This window comes from Bradyrhizobium sp. th-b2 (assembly GCF_000426785.1).
Lineage (GTDB): Bacteria > Pseudomonadota > Alphaproteobacteria > Rhizobiales > Xanthobacteraceae > Bradyrhizobium > Bradyrhizobium septentrionale.
On the sequence record NZ_AUGA01000085.1, the window covers coordinates 1 to 17,765 of the forward strand.

20 protein-coding genes and 1 pseudogene are annotated in these 17,765 nt (G+C 60.1%); 14 read left to right on the plus strand and 7 right to left on the minus strand.

Going from position 1 to position 17,765, the window contains the following annotated elements:
• The 5 genes and pseudogenes from K359_RS0142170 to K359_RS0142190 form a co-directional block, all read right to left on the minus strand.
• Positions 1-552: ATP-binding protein (locus K359_RS0142170; protein WP_035978097.1), on the minus strand; the 552-nt coding region annotated here is incomplete at its 3' end.
• A gap of 8 nt (positions 553-560) precedes the next feature.
• Positions 561-746 (minus strand): annotated as a pseudogene (locus K359_RS0142175) (IS21 family transposase); the annotation flags it as partial.
• On the minus strand, positions 743-1,681 hold the full coding sequence (locus K359_RS65970; RefSeq protein WP_051346726.1) for a fumarylacetoacetate hydrolase family protein: 939 nt from the start codon (positions 1,679-1,681) through the stop codon (positions 743-745). The gene K359_RS65970 and the pseudogene K359_RS0142175, both read right to left, overlap by 4 nt.
• Positions 1,678-2,556, minus strand: a complete 879-nt coding sequence (locus K359_RS55100; protein WP_156928984.1) for an ABC transporter substrate-binding protein — start codon at positions 2,554-2,556, stop codon at positions 1,678-1,680. Before K359_RS55100 ends, K359_RS65970 begins: the two co-directional genes overlap by 4 nt.
• Before the next feature lie 78 nt (positions 2,557-2,634).
• Entirely contained in the window at positions 2,635-3,546 is a 912-nt protein-coding gene (locus K359_RS0142190) for a LysR family transcriptional regulator (protein WP_029084543.1), read from the minus strand.
• A gap of 161 nt (positions 3,547-3,707) precedes the next feature.
• On the opposite strand from K359_RS0142190, the gene K359_RS0142195 reads away from it, so the two are divergent.
• The 9 genes from K359_RS0142195 to K359_RS57865 all read left to right on the plus strand — a co-directional run bounded on the left by K359_RS0142195 (position 3,708) and on the right by K359_RS57865 (position 12,900).
• A complete protein-coding gene (locus K359_RS0142195) occupies positions 3,708-4,631 on the plus strand; it encodes a VOC family protein (protein ID WP_029084544.1) in 924 nt (307 codons plus the stop codon).
• Positions 4,632-4,761: 130 nt separating this feature from the next.
• Positions 4,762-5,163 carry a Rieske (2Fe-2S) protein gene (locus tag K359_RS55105; protein ID WP_051346728.1) on the plus strand — a complete coding sequence of 134 codons (402 nt, stop codon included), beginning with the start codon at positions 4,762-4,764 and terminating at the stop codon, positions 5,161-5,163.
• A gap of 89 nt (positions 5,164-5,252) precedes the next feature.
• Positions 5,253-5,951 carry a FadR/GntR family transcriptional regulator gene (locus K359_RS0142205; RefSeq protein WP_166214532.1) on the plus strand — a complete coding sequence of 233 codons (699 nt, stop codon included), beginning with the start codon at positions 5,253-5,255 and terminating at the stop codon, positions 5,949-5,951.
• 168 nt (positions 5,952-6,119) lie between these two features.
• Complete coding sequence (locus K359_RS55110; protein ID WP_035978099.1) at positions 6,120-7,118, plus strand: ornithine cyclodeaminase family protein; 999 nt, start codon at positions 6,120-6,122, stop codon at positions 7,116-7,118.
• Positions 7,119-7,227: 109 nt separating this feature from the next.
• Entirely contained in the window at positions 7,228-8,244 is a 1,017-nt protein-coding gene (locus K359_RS0142215; RefSeq protein ID WP_029084546.1) for a dihydrodipicolinate synthase family protein, read from the plus strand.
• A gap of 13 nt (positions 8,245-8,257) precedes the next feature.
• A complete protein-coding gene (locus K359_RS0142220) occupies positions 8,258-9,712 on the plus strand; it encodes an NAD-dependent succinate-semialdehyde dehydrogenase (RefSeq protein WP_035978100.1) in 1,455 nt (484 codons plus the stop codon).
• 92 nt (positions 9,713-9,804) lie between these two features.
• The gene (locus K359_RS0142225; RefSeq protein ID WP_029084548.1) at positions 9,805-10,938 is read left to right on the plus strand and encodes an FAD-dependent oxidoreductase; all 1,134 of its coding nucleotides are present in this window, start codon (positions 9,805-9,807) and stop codon (positions 10,936-10,938) included.
• Positions 10,939-11,030: 92 nt separating this feature from the next.
• Entirely contained in the window at positions 11,031-12,236 is a 1,206-nt protein-coding gene (locus K359_RS55115; protein ID WP_063618994.1) for an MFS transporter, read from the plus strand.
• Positions 12,237-12,405: 169 nt separating this feature from the next.
• A complete protein-coding gene (locus K359_RS57865; protein ID WP_051346730.1) occupies positions 12,406-12,900 on the plus strand; it encodes a PaaI family thioesterase in 495 nt (164 codons plus the stop codon).
• Between the two features lie 10 nt (positions 12,901-12,910).
• On the opposite strand, the gene K359_RS0142240 is transcribed toward K359_RS57865, so the two are convergent.
• Positions 12,911-13,603 (minus strand): TetR/AcrR family transcriptional regulator, encoded by a 693-nt coding sequence (locus K359_RS0142240; RefSeq protein WP_338075742.1) that lies wholly within the window; start codon positions 13,601-13,603, stop codon positions 12,911-12,913.
• A gap of 179 nt (positions 13,604-13,782) precedes the next feature.
• On the opposite strand from K359_RS0142240, the gene K359_RS0142245 reads away from it, so the two are divergent.
• The 4 genes from K359_RS0142245 (at position 13,783) to K359_RS66070 (ending at position 17,031) form a co-directional block, all read left to right on the plus strand.
• Complete coding sequence (locus K359_RS0142245) at positions 13,783-14,781, plus strand: fumarylacetoacetate hydrolase family protein (protein WP_029084550.1); 999 nt, start codon at positions 13,783-13,785, stop codon at positions 14,779-14,781.
• Between the two features lie 62 nt (positions 14,782-14,843).
• Positions 14,844-15,377, plus strand: a complete 534-nt coding sequence (locus K359_RS0142250) for a cupin domain-containing protein (RefSeq protein ID WP_035978101.1) — start codon at positions 14,844-14,846, stop codon at positions 15,375-15,377.
• A 21-nt stretch (positions 15,378-15,398) separates the two neighbouring features.
• Entirely contained in the window at positions 15,399-16,343 is a 945-nt protein-coding gene (locus tag K359_RS55125) for a 3-keto-5-aminohexanoate cleavage protein (RefSeq protein WP_051346732.1), read from the plus strand.
• Positions 16,279-17,031 (plus strand): hypothetical protein, encoded by a 753-nt coding sequence (locus tag K359_RS66070; RefSeq protein WP_156928985.1) that lies wholly within the window; start codon positions 16,279-16,281, stop codon positions 17,029-17,031. The genes K359_RS55125 and K359_RS66070 overlap by 65 nt, the downstream gene beginning before the upstream one ends.
• A gap of 40 nt (positions 17,032-17,071) precedes the next feature.
• On the opposite strand, the gene K359_RS0142265 is transcribed toward K359_RS66070, so the two are convergent.
• Entirely contained in the window at positions 17,072-17,290 is a 219-nt protein-coding gene (locus K359_RS0142265; RefSeq protein ID WP_156928986.1) for a hypothetical protein, read from the minus strand.
• Positions 17,291-17,481: 191 nt separating this feature from the next.
• Here K359_RS0142265 and K359_RS0142270 point away from each other — a divergent pair.
• The coding region (locus K359_RS0142270) for a transposase (protein WP_029084554.1) at positions 17,482-17,765 on the plus strand (284 nt) is incomplete at its 3' end.

Below are 17,765 nucleotides of genomic sequence, written 5' to 3' on the forward strand. Positions count from 1 at the left end.
GAGATGGAACAGAAGCTGGCCGCCGGACTGGGCAAAGGGCAAATATCCGAGTTCGTCCAGGACGATGAAGTCCATCCGGGTCAGATGCTCGGCAAGCCGGCCCTGACGTCCGTTGCGGGTCTCGCTCTCGAGACGGTTGACGAGGTCGACCACGTTGTAGAAGCGGCCACGGGCACCGGATCGGATGCAGCTCCTGGCGATGGCGATGGCCAGATGGGTCTTGCCGGTACCCGTTCCGCCGACCAGCACGACGTTGCGCTGCTGGGCGATGAAGCCGCCGCCGGCGAGATCATTGACCAGCGTCTGGTTGATTGGCGTGCCGTCGAACTGGAAGTCGGCGATGTCCTTGGCAAGCGGCAGCTTGGCAATGGTGAGTTGGTACTTGATCGATCGGGCCTGCTTCTCATTGATCTCGGCGGTGAGCAGGTCGCCAACGATGCGCCGAGGTTCGTGCTGGCGCTTGACCGCAGTCGCCATGATCTCGTCGAAGGCGGCCTTCATGCCATAGAGCTTGAGCTCGCCCATGAGATCGAAGATTTGGGTTCGTTCCATCAGATGGTCCTCCGGAGGTTATCGTAACGGGCACAGTCGGCGATCGGCGCATGGCGGAGCGTCAGTGCGGCCGGCGTCATGATGTTGGCCGGTGGAGCGGGTTCACGTTGCCGGGCCAGGATGTTGAGAACGACATCGGCGGAATGGACGCCGTGACCGAGCGCTTCGGCACAGGCGGCTTCCACCGCTGTCAATCGGCTTGCAAATTTTGGACGCCGATCCCCCGGCTTAGGGGGTCAATATTGCAGGCCGAATGACACATAAGGCGCGTATAGCGCGAAATGTATTCGATCTGCCGGCTGATATCGAAGATCATGTCCGCAGCATCTTCATCCTGCATGACCTCGCCGTTGAGGCTCAGTTTCAGATGCAGATCGTACGGATCGGTGACGAACTGTGCCGGGACCAGCACCGGACCGAAGGGAAGGAAGCCGGGCTGCCCCTTCGCGCGCAGCCAGTCCGTGCCTAACTGCTTATAGTCGGTGCGGGCGATCAGACTGCGCGAGGTCACGTCGTCGACGATGGCATAGCCCGCAACATGAGACATCGCATCGGCCCGAGAGATGTTCCGGCCGCCGCGGCCGATGATGACGCCGAGCTCAAGCTCCCAATCGGGCTTTTCCTCTATGGTAGGCACAACCAGCGCGTCGTAGGCTCCGCCAATCGTGGAGACCGGTTTGGTGAATGCATAGGGCTCGCCCGTCGCCGCCCTCTCGTCCATCATGTTCTCCGCCCAGCGCCTGAGACCCGCAGCGTCAAGCCCCTCGGGGCCGACGCCCATATCCAGCGTCAGGTCGATCACGTGCTTGCGGTAGTTGGCGCCCGTGCAGAAGACCTGGCGAGGCAGATCGACCGGAGGACAAATCGCAACATCCGAAAACGCGCGGAAGTGATCTTGAATGACCGTTTCCGTAATGGCCGCGCGCAAGTTGTTGACGGCCTCCAAAGCGCTATCCCAGTCCTGGAGAAGATCGAGAACGCTCTTGCCCGCGAGCCGCTCGTAACTGGGGGAGGGGTAGGCACGGACGAGATCGTCGAGTGCCGCAATGCGCTCGCCGATCGCAAAGCCCGCCCGCGGGATTTCGGTATCGGTGCGGAAAGTTGCGAGGCCGTATTCTTGGAGGATCATCGGTTAGGCTCCAGCGAAGAGGCAACGCTTTCGAGTAGATCGGAATCGACAAGATCTGAATAGTTGACGTTGCCTCCGCGTAGACCCGCGCGCTGGCGCTGGGCAATGAGGAGTGCAATGCCGTCCCGGTCGGGTACGAGCGAACTCGGGATAAAGCTGATCAAGGTTTCGGCGAGAGGGCCGGGAATGCCGGTTGCTGCAAGACGCACAACCGCAGCGTTTTTATTCGTCTGTGCCCATGCGCGCGCATGTTCCATTGCGGCAAGCCACGCCACCACATGTGCGCGAACGCGATCGTATGAGCTCTGGCGCACGACAAGTCCCTGGCGAGGAAGCGCGGGATAATGGTCGTTCACGCGCGCCAGCACCCGCGCACCCCGCGCAACGGCCATGCCGTCGAATGGCGGGCCGAGCAGGGTGGCGTCCCCGCCTCCTGCCAGCAGCGTCTCGCAGCGCTCGCGCACGCCGCCGGCAGGCTTGAGCGTATAGGATCCGCTATCTAACCCGCATTCATCGAGCAAAGCCCTGGCGGCCACAACGAACCCGTTCGCCGACGCGTCGACGAGGACTGTCCCATCTTTCAAACTTCGGACATCGGTTGTAGCCGCGGTGCCGACAAGAGAAAGGGGAGTTGTCCGCTCGATCTGTGCGACGATGCGCAAATCCCCTGCGCCGGGCCGCAGGTTCCAGTCCATGACATTGTCCATGGCTGTCACGGCTGCATCTGTCGTGCCGCTCATGAGGGCCTCGAACTGCTCATCCGACGATTTGGTCTCGATGCCATTTACTGAAAGCTGCACTGGCGCCGTAACCGTGCCGATGCGCGTCAAGATCGACGTCGCGGGCTCGACGAACCAATGAACGGTAACGTGCATTCTCATCTCCGTCACGCATAATAAATGAACGATACGTATCGTTCTATAAAGGGCGTGAAGCTGCTGCTACCACCGGATCTAGTTCCGCAACATTTTGGCGGCCGCTTGCGTGAAGATCTCCCGCACCCACATGATGCCTGGATCGCGACTGCGATAGTGATGCCACTGCATCTGCTGTTCGAAGCGTTCCAGTCGGAACGGAATTTCCAGGATCGCAATGGGAAGGTGGCGTGCCGCAAGCTGCGCTGTGCGGCGATGAACGACTGCAATGCGATCGGTGCCGACAACGAGATGCGGCACGGAGGAAAAAGCGAACGTCGAAACCTCAGTGCGTCGCGCGATCCCGAGTTGATCCAGAAGAACGGAATCGAGAGCGCCCGAAGTTGTCGAGGAAAGATATCGGACGTGGCCTGCCGTGACGAAAGCCTTCCGGGTGAGGGGGCCTTTGCCGTATTTGCCGCGTCGCCAAGCTACACAGCAATAATCGTCTTCATACAGTTTGACCGAAGGGTGTTCGGGAGAGCAGACGATACGGGGGGCGATCAAGAGGTCAGCCTCACCGCGCTCGAGCAAGACATTGGGTTTTTCGCTCTGCCGCAAGAACTGGAAACGGATGTGCTCGCCAAAGGGCGCTGTGAGCTCGAGTGCCGACGGAATGATGGTATGAAGCGAATAGTCCGAGACGAGCAGCCGGAATTCACGGTTTGCTGCTTTTGGGTCGAAAGCCGGCTTGGTGGCCAAGGCGGCCTCGATGCGTGTGAGCACGTCGGTGATTTCCGGGCGCAGCGTTTCCGCGCGCACTGTTAGTTCCATCTTTTGGCCGACCCTGACGAGCAGTGGATCGTCGAAATATTGGCGCAGCCGACTGAGCGCATTGCTCATTGCGGACTGGCTGAGGTTCATGCGCGCCGCCGCCTCACTGATGGATTTTGTGACGATCAAGTGGTCGAGCGCCACCAGCAGATTGAGATCGAGGTTGTTGAACCGCATCTGCCAGCTCCGGATTTATGGATTCTCTGAATACAGATGATTGAAACTATCCATTTCCTTGATGAATTGCCAGATCGTATGCTGGCCGCAGCGGAAGACCACCTGCGGCGTTCCCGGGTGAGTTAGGCGCATCCGAGAAGAAACAATCGAGGAGGATACCCGTGAAGATCATTGGCCCCGATGAGCTGGTGTTCGGTGTCGACAGCGTGGAGGCGTGCGCTGCGTTCATCGCCGATTTTGGCTTGAAGCACAGGGGGGAGAAGGACGGGTCCGGCTTCTACGAGGCCCTCGATGGGACGGGCCTGTCCGTCTATCGCAAGGATGATCCCAACCTGCCACCGCCGCTGCCTACCAACAGCATGCTGAGAAAGACGATCTATGGCGTCGAGGATCAGGAGACGCTGAATCAGCTCAAGGAAGAACTGAGCAAGGACAGGCAAGTCCGAGTTCAGTCGGATGGCACCGTCGAAGCGGTGGACGACATGGGTTTTGCGCTTGGTTTCCGCGTTACGCGGCGGCGCAAGCTGAACCTGCTTCCGGAACGTATCAATTCTCCCGGCGCTGCTCCACAGCGAGGCTTCAACGAAATCGGCGCCAACGAGGACGCCGGAGCCTTGCCGCGAACCCTGTCGCATGTGGTCTATTTCGTGCCCGATGCGGCGAAGATGGAGGCGTTCTACGTCGAGCGTCTCGGCTTTACCTTGATGGATCGGTTCACCGGAGGAGGGCCATTCCTGCGTCCCGCGTTAAACACCGACCACCACACGCTGTTCCTGATCCAAACCCCGGAATACATGAAAGGGCTCGAGCACTTTGCATTCCATATGCAGGGACCGACCGAGCTGATGCTTGCCGGTTCGCGAATGGTGAAAAAGGGATACCAGTCATTCTGGGGACCGGGCCGCCACAAGTTCGGCTCCAACTGGTTTTGGTACTTCAACAGCCCAATGGGGACCCACGCCGAATTTGACGCGGACATGGATGTGTTCGACGACAAGTGGGAAGCGCGCGAACTGCCGATGATGACCGAGCATTCCCAGATATTCCTGCTCGAACATCGGGCAAAATGGGCTCCCGGCGGCTGAGTCGCGCGGCCTAACGAATGCGGCGCGCGAGGATTTTCCGCGCCTGCGGCTGTGTTTGCTTATCTCTCGGAAATCCTGCCGCCGATGGCGCACTTTCAGAACTTTTGCTCTAGGTTTCGAGGCTGATGATTTGAGCGCAGACAAAAGAAGGCCGCTGACCGATGTGGTGTGTCGTCTCTCGGATCTGGAAGACGGCAAAGCTTACGGCTTTGACCCGTTCAAGAGGGGGCGGGACACCGTTTTCGTCGTGCGCAGGGGAAACAAAGTCTACGCCTATGTGGACATATGCCCTCACTACGGTAGCACGCCGCTTCCCTGGAAGAAGAATGCGTACCTTACCGGCGATGCGCAGCACATCCTCTGCAGCGCGCACGGGGCGATATTCGATATAGAAACCGGCGTTTGCGTCCTGGGGCCATGTCTTGGCCAATCGCTGAGCCCGGTGGAGATCGCGATCTCGTACGAGGGGGACATACGATTCTTCCTCGGGGCGGACGACAAGTTGATCGGCGAACCTGTCGTGACCAACTGACGCCAGTTCGGGTGGGGGTAATCCGGCAAAAGAGCACAATCGCGCGTGCCGTTCTTGTCATTCGCCTCAAATTGGTTGATATTGGGCGAATGAATCAGATTTCCGCCACCCGGCAAAGCGCCATCCAGATCCTGCGTAACTATTTGAAGGAACGCGGTTTCGGCCCCAACGAGCAACTGCCCCCCGAGCGTCAGCTCGCCGAAGACCTCAACCTGACCCGAAGCCGCCTCCGGACCTCTCTGGCCAAGCTTGAGGATGAAGGGGTGATCTGGAGGCACGTCGGACAGGGCACGTTCATGAGCGCGCCTCCGGAATCGCTGCAAGTCTCCTCGTTCGGGGATCCGGGTCCTGTCCTGGAAACCAATCCTTCTGAAATTCTGGAGGCCAGGCTTTCGCTTGAGCCGCAGATCGCGTTCCTCGCGGCGCAGCGCGCGACGGGAAGTGACGTCGAAAGAATGGAAGAAATACTGGAAGAATCGAAGAATAAAGAGTCCTGGGAGGAATGGCGCGCGCTCGACCAGGCGTTTCATCTCGCCATTGGACAGGCTTCAAAGAACCAACTGCTGCTGAAACTTCTGGTCATGATTCAGGAAAGCCAGACCCAGAGGAACTGGGGGCGGCTGTCAGATTTGCCCGCCGCCAAGGCTCGGCGCGCCCATATCACGCACGAGCACGATGCGATCTTTCGCGCCATACAGTCGCGCGAGGCGCGCGAAGCTGCAGTTCACATGCGCCGTCATCTCGAGGAAGTGCGGAAGGCTTTGCTCGGTCCTTTCGCGCCGATTTAGCGCTTCAAAACATAACCTTCGCCCGTCTCCAGGCCTCGCGGCACGCGCTGTGGGTCAACCTATCGCTGTGTTCGGCCGACATTTCGGTCGATTGGTTGATTGACTTTCGCAAATTGGTCGAATATTGATCGGTATTGGTTGATGTTGGGTTAAGCGAGGGTTGCGCCTGTGACTGCATCAAATGCGGCGGTTAGTTTCGTATCGGCATCAGCGGTATCGGAAATCCTGGATTGGAAGCAGGTGATCGAAAGCCTGTCCCGGGCCTACTCCGTTCCGCACGGGCCGATGGTCAGTCCGCTTCGCACGGTGGCGCGCAACGGTCGGATGTGGCTGAGAAGTCTGACGGCGATCCCGCCCGGCGCCCGCTTCATGGGGGGCAAACTGTTCGGCATGGGGCCGAAGCCGGCGATCAATTATCTAATTCCGTTGTTCGAGCAGGAAACCGGCGAACTTCGCGCGCTTGTTGATGGGGCGTTCATAACCAGCTTCCGTACCGCTTCCACTTCGGCGGCCGCACTCGATGTGCTCGCGCCGAAGGAAGAATTGGTTGTTGGCGTGATTGGCAGCGGCCAGGAAGCGGTGGCTCATGCCCGCGCGATCCATGCTATCCGCAAAATCCGCGAGCTACGCATCTTCAGCCCGACGCCAGCAAGCAGGGCGCGCTTTGCAAAGACATTCGAGGCGGATACCGGCGTCAAATGCGTGGCGACGGAGACGCCCGAGGATGCGGTGAGGCCGGCGACTGTGGTTGTGGCGGCAGCGCGGTCGCGCGACGAGTCGCCGATTCTCTACGGTGACTGGCTGGACAACTGTCGCACCGTGGTTTCGGTCGGGTCCACTGTTCCGGAACAGCGCGAGATCGATACCACCGTGGTCGAGCGTTGCGACCTGATCGTATGCGACGTCCTCGACGAGGTCATGCATGAAACCGGTGACATGATCGCAGCAAAAAAAGCCGGCATCGGCTTCGAACACAAATGCGTATCGCTCAACGATCTGTTGTGCGGAAAGATCGAGGACAAGGTGCGGAATGCGCGCATGCCGATGTTCAAGAGCGTCGGCGCTGGCATTCAGGACATCGTCTGCGCCGAGCTTGCCTATGAGCTTGCGAGCAAAGCGCGCCGACTCGTGCCGCTGCCGATCGAATTCTACAGGAAGACGATCTAGAGCACCTGAGGAAAAAATCGACGCGGCTCTGGGTTCGAGAACGTTTCAATGGCCCCGAGAGAAAAAAGCGAAAGCGTCTTGAGCGCGATACGCAGAGGGAGGAAACAAGATGGCGGCCTATACGAAGAACGAGACGCGCGCCTGGACGCGCGAAAGGATGGTCGGTGCGGTGAATTGCACGATCCCTTCCTTCGCCGGGGATCTCGCCGGCATCAATGAAAAGGCCATCCGTCACGATGTCGCGCTCGCCAAGAAGCACGGCTTCGTGGGATCGCTCGCCATCGGCGAAGTGAACATCACGCTGCCCGAGTATATCGATTTCGTCCGCATCATGAAGGAGGAGGCCGGCAAGGACTTCTACGTCATGCATCATGCGAGCTGGAACACGCTGGAGCAGAACATCGAGGCGGTGCAGCGCGCTGAACGGGCAGGGGCGGACTATGTACTCCTGACCTACCCTGCGAATTTCTATCCGCAGTCCGAGGAGGAAGTCTACGAGTACACCAAGGCGTTTTGCGATGCGACGAACCTCGGCGTTCTGTTGTTTCCGATGGCGATCTGGGGGTTTTCCCGGCTGCATCCGGCGGACATCTCGTCAAGCCTGATCCGGCGCATGTTGGATAATTGTCCGAATATCGGTGCGATCAAGGCGGAGGGCGGCCATCCCTCGATCATGAGTGTGATCGAATGCCACCGGCTCTTCAGCCAAGAGGTCGTGATCTCGATGCCGCTCGAATGGGACCTGATTCCTCTTTCGCAGCTCTTCCCGATCCAGCTATCGGCGACCTCGGACCATGAATTCTGGGGTCCGCTGATTCCGCAGGTGATGAAGCTCCTGCGCGAAGGAAAGTTTGACGAAGCGACGGAAATCTATTGGCGGATGCATCCCGCCCGCAAGGTCAAGAACCAGATGACTCAAGCGATGACGGGCGCCTTCATGTTGAACCGCATGCAGTGGAAATTCCAGGGCTGGCTGCAGGGCTACAATGGTGGCCCGCTGCGCGCGCCGACGCCGCGGATGCACGAGAACCACATGATGGCGCTTCGTAACGCGCAGAGAGCCTCCGGTCTCAATCCGAGCGAAGATCCGTTTCATGAGTTCTTCATCGGCCGCAACGTTGCCTGACCGAGTGAATGAAATGGTCGCGATTGCCGAAAAATATCAGTCAGGACGCCATCGGATCTTGATCGGGGATTGGCGCGACGGCGAAACCGGAGCCACGATCGAGGTCCGAAACCCCTCGAACGATGAAGTGATCGCTGAAGTGGCAAACGGCAGCGTGGCCGATGCGCTGGCCGCAGTGGATGCCGCCGCTGCCGCCGCGCCGGGATGGGCCGCCACCTCGCCGCGACAGCGGGCCGAGATTCTGCGCAAATGCTTCGAACTGATGATCGAAGAGGAAAAGCAGCTGGCCCGGCTGATCTCGCTGGAAAACGGCAAAGCGTATCCGGACGCGTTGGGCGAGGTGCGTTATGCGGCCGAGTTCTTCCGTTGGTATGCCGAGGAAACACCCCGGATCATGGGCGAGATGGGCCTGGCGCCCTCAGGGCAGAACCACATTCTCGTGTCCTACGAGCCTGTCGGCATCGCGGTGCTGGTGACGCCGTGGAATTTCCCCGCAGCCATGGCGACGCGCAAGATGGCGCCGGCGCTCGCCGCCGGCTGCACCTGTGTACTCAAACCTGCAACGGAAACTCCGCTCACCGCACTGGCCGTCGCTGAAATCATGCTCAAGGCGGGTGTTCCAAAAGGCGCGATCAATGTGATCGTAACCTCCCAATCGGGCAAGTCGGTCGGCGCCATGTTGCACGACCCGCGCGTGCGGACGGTGTCGTTCACCGGCTCGACCGAAGTCGGGCGTGTTCTCCTGAAAGAGGCCGCCGACCAGGTGCTCACCACATCGATGGAGCTTGGGGGCAACGCGCCGTTTCTGGTGTGCCATGACGCCAATCTCGATGACGCGCTCGATGGCGCGATGGTAGCGAAGATGCGTAACGGCGGAGAAGCGTGCACCGCTGCGAACAGATTCTACGTCGCGCGCAATCTCTACGGAGACTTCACTGAAGGGCTGGCCAAACGCATGGCGGCGCTCAGGATCGGCGACGGCGTGGACGAGGATACCCAGCTCGGCCCCATGGTGAACGCCGCAGCCGTGATTAAGATCGACGAGCTTGTGCGGGATGCTGTCGCGCGCGGCGCGCGCGTCGTCACCGGCGGGCGCCGGCTCAATCGGCCGGGGCATTTCTATGCACCCACCGTGCTTGCCGATGTGCCGGAGGATGCCGAAATCCTCAAGAACGAGATCTTCGGCCCGGTAGCGCCTATCGTTCCCTTCGACGATGAGGCGCGCGCTGTGAAGCTGGCCAACGACACCGAGTTCGGGCTGATTTCCTATGTCTACACTGAGGATCTGAAGCGCGGTTTGCGCCTGTCGGGGCAAATGCAGAGCGGCATGGTCGCGCTGAACAGGGGGCTGGCGTCCGATCCGGCGGCGCCCTTCGGTGGCAGCAAGGCAAGCGGTCTGGGTCGCGAAGGCTCCACCGAAGGCATCAAGGAGTATCTTGAAACCAAGTACATCGCGGTCTCGCTGTAGCCGGCGATGAGGAGGTGCTGATCATTGGGCGGCCCGCGTAGGACGCGCGACCGCCACGAAAAAGCAAAATACGACGAGTGGGAGGAGGAAACATGGGCGCGGTGAAGAAGGTTTTCGTCGTCGGCGGCGGAATTGGCGGTTTGACGGTCGCCCATGCGCTCCAACGGATAGGCGTATCCACCAGAGTCATTGAAATGGGAGACAGGCGTGACCGGATCGGCACCGGCATTACGCTGCTTGGGAACGCCTTGCGGGCACTCGCCGAATTGGGATTGGTGGATGCCTGCCTCGAAGGCGGCCATGGTTGGGACATCGTGTCGGTGCGCGATGGTGCGGGAACGATCCTGAGCGAGCAGTCCTCGCCAAGAATTTGGGACCCCAATCGTCCAGCCGCACTGGGGATCATGCGGCCGCTTTTGGGACAGACCCTGGAGGACTTTGCGACGAAGAGCGGCGCGAAGATCGACTTCAATACAACGGTCACCCAGATTGATCAGGACAATGAAGGGGTGACGGTGCATCTGTCGAACGGCGAGACAGATCGCGCCGATCTGCTGATTGCCGCGGATGGCGTTTATTCCAAGGTCCGCCAGAAAATCTTCGGCGAAGAGTTCAAGCCGCATTATGCCGGCCAAGGGGGGTGGCGTTACACGGTCTCCCGTACCGAGGCCATGAATGGCTTCGTCCTGTATCGCCATCCGACGGGTCGAATGGTGGGCTCGCTGCCGCTGTCGAAGGAACTGTGCTATCTGTTCTTCCTGGAAAGCACGGATGAAAAGCTTCGCATCCCGCAAGATCAGGTATGCGATTATCTCCGTAACCTGCTCGCCCCCTTTACGGCGCCCGAACTGGTCGCGGCTGCCAACATGGTCGGCGAGGACAAGCACATCAGCTACCGCCCATTCGATGTCTTGATGATGCCGGCTCCCTGGCACCGTGGCCGTGTCGTGCTGCTGGGCGATGCGGCCCATTCGCTGACGCCGCAAATGACGTCCGGCGGCGGCATGGCGATCGAGGATGCGCTGGTCCTCTCTCAGGAACTGGATCGGAACGACGATCTGGAGACGGCGCTCGCGACCTATTCCCGTCGGCGTGAGGAAAGGGCCAGGCGCGTATACGACATCGCATACGCCATTTGCCAGGAAGAGCGCAAACCGGAGCATGGTCGGGATTATTCGATGGGCCTTCTTCGCGAAGGCTACGCGTTTCTGGCCGCGCCTGTCTGAGCCAGGAAAGGGCACAGCCAGATGGCGGCCTGCATCTGCCAGTCGAACGCAAGCTGATCACTTACTATCAAAGATAACCAGGGGAGGAATGCATGACGAGACAAGCGGGGTCGTTGCAGGGGGGGATTTTGACCACAGCTCCATGGATGACCGTATTCGGAGTGGTTCTGTTATCGCCGGTTCTGCCGTTCATGATGAAGGATTTCGCGCATCACCCGAATGCGCAAGTGTTGGTTACGACGGTGCTTGCCGGGCCCGCCGTGATAATTGCGCTGCTTTCCCCCTTTGTCGGAGTTTTGGTGAGACGTTTCGGGCGCAAGAACTGCCTGATGGCATCCATTGTCGTTTACGCAATCGCGGGATGCGCGCCGTTTTGGCTTACCGATATCTATCACATCATCGCCAGCCGAATGATCGTCGGTGCTACGGAGGCGATATTGACCGCGGTCGCTACCGTCCTGACGGTGGATTACTTCTCCGGGCGGGCGCGTGAGCGATGGCTGGCGTTTCAGTTCGGTTCCGCATCTGTGATCGCGGTGTTCGCGTTCGGCCTGGGCGGCGCCTTGGGCGGGCTGGCGTGGGGTTGGCACACACCGTTTCTCGTCTACGGCTTCATGATCGTGATGTTGCCGCTGTTCTTCTTCTTCCTGTGGGAGCCGGCCAACCCAGTTGACAAGTTTACCGAAAATGCCGGGCAATCGGGGCCGTTCCCCTGGAAGCAGATCGCGCCGCTGTGGCTGATGACAATGCTCGCGTCCATCGCCTTCTATGTGGTGCCGGTTCAGCTCAGCTTCGTTCTCAATTCTCGTGGACTTACGACTCCCGAAAGCATCGGAATCGCGAGCGCAATCGCCAACCTCGGCGTGCCACTCGGGTCGTTCCTTTTCCAGGCTTTCGCGCGTCAACCCGTGATGCGTTTGCTGACCTGCGGCCTGGCGTTGTTCGCAGGTGGCTTCGCGATGGTTGCGGCGGCTACGACTCCGGAGATTACGGTTGTTGGGGCGTTCATCGCGTGCGTCGGTGGAGGCCTGGTTATCCCGCTCCATTTGACGTGGATCATGTCCGCGCTTCCTTTCGAACAACGGGGGCTAGGGTCTGGTGGGTTCGCAGGCGCGTTTTACATTGGCCAGTTCTTCAGCCCAATTATTGCTGGCGTCCTCGCTGCAGGAACAAGCGGGCTTGGGGCTGCCATCGGCGTGCTGGGCTGGGCGGCCGGCGTGGCGGCGCTTATCGCTCTCGTCTACGGCCTGACGACGCTGGGCGGAAGCATCAAGCTCGAATTGGCTGAAGCAAAGTAGGGCGCCCGGAAGGGTAAAGCCAATGCGGCGCCAAAACGACTTGGCGCCTAGCGACGCTGCGGGACCGGACAGAATCCCGGTCCCGCATACGAGGGCACCATCTCCCGACTCCAGCATTCGAGCGGCGGCTCGCCGCCGGAGTAGCAAGATAACCGCCTGGATATGGACAATGAACCTCGACCAACTGCTTCTGCGTCAGTATCAGTCTGGAGAGAAACTCCCGGTTTCGATCAAAACGAGTCCTCTTGCCGAAGCGCTGGGGACCAGGATCGAAAAAATCGACGCAATTGCACCGCGCATCGAGCTGTCATTTGCGGTTGGTGAGCACTTTGTGCAGGCCGAGGACGTCGTCCACGGAGGCGCGGTCGCAACGATGCTCGATTCCGCCATGGCTTATGCGGCGTTACTGGGGATTCCCGACGGGCTTTCCGTCGCGACGATAAACATGAACATCTCCTGCATCAGGTCCGCAAGGCCCGGTCACTACAGAGCGGTTGCCGAGATCGAGCGCTGCGGAAAGAGTGTTGTGTTCGCGCGCGCGCAGCTTCTGGATCGCGAGGACAAGCTCGTGGCCACTGGGGTTTCCTCGCTTGCGATCGTCGCGCCTCGCCGTAACCGGGCTCACGATTCTTCCGACGGCGCGGAAGGTCGCGCGGCGGTGTAAGGCATGCGATCTATCTTTTGGGCTTCGGCCGGGAGATCTTCGCTCTTGCATCGGTCGAAAGCAGGTCAACGCCCCCGCAAAGAAGCCGGATGAACTCCGCATCGAGGGGCTCGCCGAAAATGAGGCGACGATAAATCGGCGCGTATAACATTTCGACGGCCCATGCAGGGTCGGCGTCGGACCTGAACAATCCTTCCTTTTGTCCTCGCTCGAAAGTCTCCTGAACAAGGCGTCGCCGGTTTTTTGCGAACCGTTCGTTGAACTCGGCGAGCAGCTCGTTTTTGTCATGACCTTCACAGAGGATCTGCACAACGAGTTTTCCAGCCCGGCCGCCGAAATATTGGGCGAGGGAGGTGAGGTGCCGCTTGAGTGCCGTGCGCGGATCAACGGCAGTCGGCATCGGAGTATTGCTGAAGTGGGACTCCATGAACGCATCGATAACCAGCGCGCCTTTGCTATTCCACCAACGATAGATCGTTGCCTTTGAGACCCCTGCCTCGCGAGCAACAGCCTCGATCGCGAGATCGGCGACGGAGACGGTTTGGAGCAGGTCCATCGTTGCCGACAAAATCGACCGCCTGGACTCAAGATCGCGAGGTCTTCCGATCGACCTCGTATCCGATGTGTCGGTATCTTCAGGGCTCATTTGTCTGCCGGTGGCAGCTCCCTTGGATGCGCGCCTTGCTTGGGTGGTTGATGCCATAGCCAGTGTTAGCGTTTCAAAATCAGGGACTCGGAGACCGTTCCGTTCCAGTAGCACGGCACCGCGCATTTCGACAAACGTGTTCGCGTGATTCGGCAGTGTCCTGATCAGAAGGAAGCTTGACAGTCACGTCTATAAACGATACGAAACGGATCGTATAATAAATGAGGGAGGCGAACGTGAAGCTCGGACGAATTTCGGTCGGAACTCCGTTCGGACCGGTAACCCGGCTCGTGGCGGCAGAGCCCGCGAAGAGCAGGGTCGTCGATCTCGCAACGGCGGAAATCCTGCGGCGTCAGGCGAAGGGCGCCACGCAAGAAGCAGCGCAGCGGCTGGCGTCAGCGATTTTCCCTGCGAGCATGGCCGCGGCAATCGGCCTCGGCGATGCCTTCCTCGAGACCGCGCATGAGGCCGCGGAGGCCCGCGGCGATGATGCCGCCACCGCCATTTCAGCCGTCAATTGGCTGAGTGCCGTCGATCCCCCTGTCATTCGTGACGGTCTCACCTTCGTGAAGCACATCAAGCAGTTCCACGAACGCGTCGGAGTGGAGCCGGCCGAATCGTTGCTTGAGATTCCCGGCTACTTCAAGGGCACGCCGTTCACCGCCGTCGGACACGATGCCGAAGTTCCGAAGCCGTTCTACACGGATCACTTCGATTACGAATTGGAGCTGGGCTATATCGTCGGCCGTGTCTGCCACAATCGGACGCCCGAAGAAGCGCGACAAGCACTGTTTGGCGTCACGATCTTCAACGATTTTAGCGCGCGCGACATCCAGAAAATCGAACTCAAGATCGGTATGGGTCCGGGGAAGGGCAAGGATTGCGCTTTCGGAATCGGCCCGTGGATCGTGACGATGGACGAGATCGGTCGTCTCGACGATCTCGAGATGGCGGTTCGGATCAACGGCAAGGAATGCTCGCGTGGCAACAGCGCGGAGACCGTTTGGAGCCCCGGCGAGTTGCTGGCCTATATCTCGATTTCGGAGTTCGTGCAGCCGGGCGATTTGATTGGCTCCGGCACAGTCGGCAACGGTTCCGGTCTGGAGATCGGCCGGAAGCTTGAGGTTGGCGACGTCCTGGAGCTTGAAGTCTCCCGGATAGGGACGCTCCGCAACAAGATCGGTCCGCCCGAAGAAAAGCGCTGGTGGCCCGAGAAGCGCAAGAAGTTCTGGTAGCTCATCGCTCAGGCCTGAGGCGCACCTCTTTGCTTGCCCTTTTTCCCTTTTGAGATTCGATCATGGCCAAACCTGTGCGTCGCATAGTAACCGGGCATCGCGCTGACGGTCGGTCTGTCATTCTCTCGGATGACCCGGCGCCGAATGTTCACGTCGTGCCGGGTACGCCCGGCCTGGCAGGAACCGTCCTCTGGGTTGCAGACAAGACGCCTGCGGATATCGTGCATCAGCAAGAGACGGCTGCTGCGGATCGCAAGCTGTCCATTGAGCCGCCGCAAGGCGGCAACGTCCTGCGCATCGCCGAATTTCCCCCCGACCACCTCTATTCGCAGGAAGAGCTCGACAAGTTCAGGAAGGGTATCGGCAGCCCCGAAGCGTTCGACACCAAAGCCCGGCATTTCTTCTTCCATAAGACGCACACGCTGGACTACGCGATTGTGCTGGAGGGAGAAATTTGGGCGCTGCTCGATGAGGGCGAGACGCTGATGCGGCCCGGCGATGTCCTGATTCAGCGGGGCACCAATCATGCATGGTCGAACCGCTCCGACCGAATCTGCAGGGTTGCATTCGTCCTAATCGACGCTGACCACAAATAGTATCACGCGGGGTCGACAGCGATGTCCAATCCGACCATCATCACCTGCGCATTGACCGGTGCGGGAGATACGACGGGCAAGAGTCCGGCTGTCCCCGTCACGCCAAGGCAGATCGCCGATCAGGCGATCGAGGCCGCCAAGGCTGGTGCCGCCGTAGTGCATATTCACGTCAGAGAACCGTCGACGGGCGCGCCATCCGTCGAATTCGGATTGTATGCCGAGGTCGTGGAACGTATCCGGGCATCATCGACCGACGTGGTCGTCAACCTGACGAGTGGACCCGGGTCTTTATATGCCGCGGACGGCCTGCTGCTTCAGCCGGCGCCAGGGGTAAATCCCCCCATGACGCCGCAGCAGCGGCTCGATCACATACTCAGGCTCAAGCCGGAAATCTGCAGTCTCGACGTTGCGACGCTCAATTTCGGCAGGATCGCAATGGTGAATCTCGTGAACGATCTCGAGTTCATGGGGCGGACCATCTCCGATGCCGGCATCAAGCCGGAAATCGAAGTGTTCGATCTCGGGCACATCCGGCTGGCCAAGCACTTGCTGGAACTGGGCGTGCTGAGGGCTCCGGCATTCTTCCAGTTCTGCCTCGGCGTTTCCTGGGGCGCTCCAGCCGAGTTGAATGTCCTTCAGTTGATGCGGGACATGCTTCCGCCCGGCGCGCTCTGGAGCGCGTTCGGCGTTGCGCACGACCAATTCAAGATCGCGGCGGCCGCGTGCGAGCTTGGAGGGCATGTGCGGGTTGGCCTGGAGGACAATCTCTACATCGCCAAAGGAAAGCTTGCCTCCAGCAATGCCGAGCTCGTCGAGGAGGCGGCCCGGATCGTGACCCGCCAGGGATCGAGGCCGGCTTCACCCGATGAGGCAAGGAAGCTCCTGCTCGGCAGCAACAATTATGACCGTTCTGGCGCCGGTCCAGATCGCAGCCCAACAATACCAATTAGCCAAGCCAATCTCTGAGCGCGCGAAAAACGCTGGCAAATATCAGCGAGCGCATCTCGGTCTTCAGAAAAGAAAAGTGGAGGAAAACATGTCGGGAAAGCTTCGGAAGATCGCTGTCGAGGAGGCGTTTTCAATTCCCGAGATTGCCGATCTCTTGATCGATATCGGCAAAAGCCCGACGCTGAGTTTGGACAAGACTTTCTTCGACCCGGTCTTCCGGCAGGGACTACGGCTTCATAAAAGGCCGGTTCGCGAGGATCTACTCGATGTCGAAACCCATCGGCTGGCCGAAATGGACCGGCTGGGTGTCGACATGCAAATTCTGTCGCTTTCGAGTCCCGGCGTGCAGATGTTCGACGCCGACACGGCATGTGAGCTCTCCGCACTCGCGAACGACCGCTTGGCCGACATCGTGCGCCGCCGTCCGGATCGTTTCGGGGGGCTCGCGTGCTGTGCGTGCCATCCGAACAAGGAACTGGCCTGCGGGCCACGCCCGGAGCTGCGACACGTCCGCCATTTGCTCATCCGGGAGCGGCTCGCCGAACAATCCTTCCCGTTCGAGGAACGGCAGCCACGTCTCCAGCACGTTTTTGTAGAATACTGCTGGAGCGGGATGGCTCCCGGAATTTCATTCCGGAAGCTCTTCACGCCCTGCGCAGGAGGCATCTCGGCAATTTCTTTCGCGCGCCGTGTCAGCGCAACGTAGTGATCCTGCAACTGGGTCACGACCGCGCGAATCACCGCATCTACCTTTCGGCCGAATTCCGCACGAAACGTTTCATCAGCGTCCAGGCGCTCATGGAATGAGCGTTCAGGGACGGCTGCGCCGGACCTTGGAAGGCGAGCATGCGGGCGTTCCATGCCTCACAGGCCAGCCGGTCGGCGACCCAGCGAGCCTCGGCGGCTTGCTCGGCGGCGGCGCGGACCTGCGCGCCGTAGATTGGTTCGCGGGATTTGCTGCCCATGCCGACCATCAAAGCGCGGCGGCGGCCGTGCGGTAAACTATCAATCCGTTGGGGCCCGGCAGTCCGGCGAGATACCGGGGGGGCGGGTCTGGATGACAGGTGTTGCCGCGACTGCGCGCGGCGTATCGCTCTAGGAGCTTGTCTGGATAGTCGCTGTTCAAATCTGGTCGGGTCTGATTCAACATTGGGCGATGAGCAAGTATTTTCGGCCTTGGAACATCGATCAGACGCTGCTTCTGCCGCCGAATGTGCAGGACTTCGTGCCGAAAGGCCATGTCTCGCGGTTTATGGTTGATCTGGTGCGGGAGAGCCTCGATCTCAGGGAGATCATGGGCAGCTATGTGAGCGGGCTTGGGCAGCCGCCGTTTGATCCGCGGATGATGGTGGCGCTGCTGCTGCATAGCTATGCGAGTGGGCTGTATTCGTCGCGTCGGATTGCCAAGGCCTGCCGGGAGCGGAACGATTTTGTGATGAT

Coding starts and splice junctions, on each gene's coding strand:
- K359_RS65970 (WP_051346726.1), bottom strand. CDS start 1,681: ATGATCCTCCAAGAATACGGCCTCGCAACTTTCCGCACCGATACCGAA.
- K359_RS55100 (WP_156928984.1), bottom strand. CDS start 2,556: ATGCACGTTACCGTTCATTGGTTCGTCGAGCCCGCGACGTCGATCTTG.
- K359_RS0142190 (WP_029084543.1), bottom strand. CDS start 3,546: ATGCGGTTCAACAACCTCGATCTCAATCTGCTGGTGGCGCTCGACCAC.
- K359_RS0142205 (WP_166214532.1), top strand. CDS start 5,253: ATGAATCAGATTTCCGCCACCCGGCAAAGCGCCATCCAGATCCTGCGT.
- K359_RS0142215 (WP_029084546.1), top strand. CDS start 7,228: ATGGCGGCCTATACGAAGAACGAGACGCGCGCCTGGACGCGCGAAAGG.
- K359_RS0142220 (WP_035978100.1), top strand. CDS start 8,258: ATGGTCGCGATTGCCGAAAAATATCAGTCAGGACGCCATCGGATCTTG.
- K359_RS0142225 (WP_029084548.1), top strand. CDS start 9,805: ATGGGCGCGGTGAAGAAGGTTTTCGTCGTCGGCGGCGGAATTGGCGGT.
- K359_RS55115 (WP_063618994.1), top strand. CDS start 11,031: ATGACGAGACAAGCGGGGTCGTTGCAGGGGGGGATTTTGACCACAGCT.
- K359_RS57865 (WP_051346730.1), top strand. CDS start 12,406: ATGAACCTCGACCAACTGCTTCTGCGTCAGTATCAGTCTGGAGAGAAA.
- K359_RS0142240 (WP_338075742.1), bottom strand. CDS start 13,603: ATGGCATCAACCACCCAAGCAAGGCGCGCATCCAAGGGAGCTGCCACC.
- K359_RS0142250 (WP_035978101.1), top strand. CDS start 14,844: ATGGCCAAACCTGTGCGTCGCATAGTAACCGGGCATCGCGCTGACGGT.
- K359_RS55125 (WP_051346732.1), top strand. CDS start 15,399: ATGTCCAATCCGACCATCATCACCTGCGCATTGACCGGTGCGGGAGAT.
- K359_RS66070 (WP_156928985.1), top strand. CDS start 16,279: ATGACCGTTCTGGCGCCGGTCCAGATCGCAGCCCAACAATACCAATTA.
- K359_RS0142265 (WP_156928986.1), bottom strand. CDS start 17,290: ATGGGCAGCAAATCCCGCGAACCAATCTACGGCGCGCAGGTCCGCGCC.